The following is a 1,043-nucleotide window of genomic DNA, read 5'->3' on the forward strand; positions in this document are numbered from 1 at the left end:
GCTTGTGCGCCAGCGCCTTGATCGCAACGATGCCGTTGCGCGTGCGTTTCTTGCGCTCGTAAAAGCGCCTGGCTTCCGGGCACGTACGGATAGCGAAGTTGGCCGCCTCGACAAATGCCCACGCCAGATACTTGTTGCCGTTCTTTGTATTGCCTTCGCCTTTCTTCCGGCTGTTGCTTTCGCGCCGGCTGTCCACGCAGCGGCAGTACGAACTGAAATTACCAACCTTGGTGAAACGTGAGATGGTCCCGGTCTCCAGCATGATCGTGGTTGCGAGAACCGGACCAATGCCCGGCACCGAGTTCAGCAACGCATAATCCGGGTGCAGTTTCACCCGCTCCATGAGCCGCTTCTCGATGATGCCAATCTCCTCCTGCAAGGTTTGCATGACTGCAAGATTGGCTTGCATCGCGAGCGTCACATCAGGTGCAAAACCGAATCCGTTCACTTGCGTTATATCCAGGTGCTTGACCCGCTCAGCCTGCATCTGCCCACCAGTATGGCGCGAGAAGAGGTTCTCGATCGCGAGGATCTGGGCCGTACGACATTGCACCAGTTGTATGCGCTTGCGCGAGAGGTCCCGCACCGGACGTTCTTCTGCTGGATAAATGTAGCCTTCTGGCAAGAGTCCCAGACGCAGCAACTGCGCGAGATGGGCTGCATCGGTGAAGTCACCACTGTATTTGAGCCCCTCGTACTGCCTGATTGCCGCGGGGTTGGCCAGATGCACACGGTAGCCATCGTTGATCAACTGATCCACGAGCCAGTACCAGTTGTACGTTGCCTCGATGACCACCCCCACCAGATCCTCGCGGTGTGGCGCCAGCGCCGCCCGGATCTGGGCCGGATCGTTTGGTAACCGCCTTTGGTAGAGGACCCGGTCAGCGTCATCGCTGACCACCACCACACTGTTGTTCGAGTGCAGGTCAATTCCACTAAACTTGCCCATGCTGGCCTCCTATGCGTCACGTCGGTGTTCGCACCCTGACTCTACGCCGGCCGTTCGACTCGAACGGAGGGAGGCCGGCTATATGATTATCAAA

At 58.1% G+C, this 1,043-nt stretch carries 1 protein-coding gene; it reads right to left on the reverse strand.

The features are described from left to right. Window positions 1–949 (reverse strand): IS110 family RNA-guided transposase (locus P0D89_RS53335; protein WP_408371306.1); only part of this gene is annotated, 949 nt, incomplete at its 3' end. Window positions 950–1,043: the final 94 nt, after the last annotated feature.

It is taken from the genome of Paraburkholderia sp. RL18-085-BIA-A, from assembly GCF_046027075.1.
In the GTDB taxonomy this organism is placed as follows: Bacteria; Pseudomonadota; Gammaproteobacteria; order Burkholderiales; family Burkholderiaceae; genus Paraburkholderia.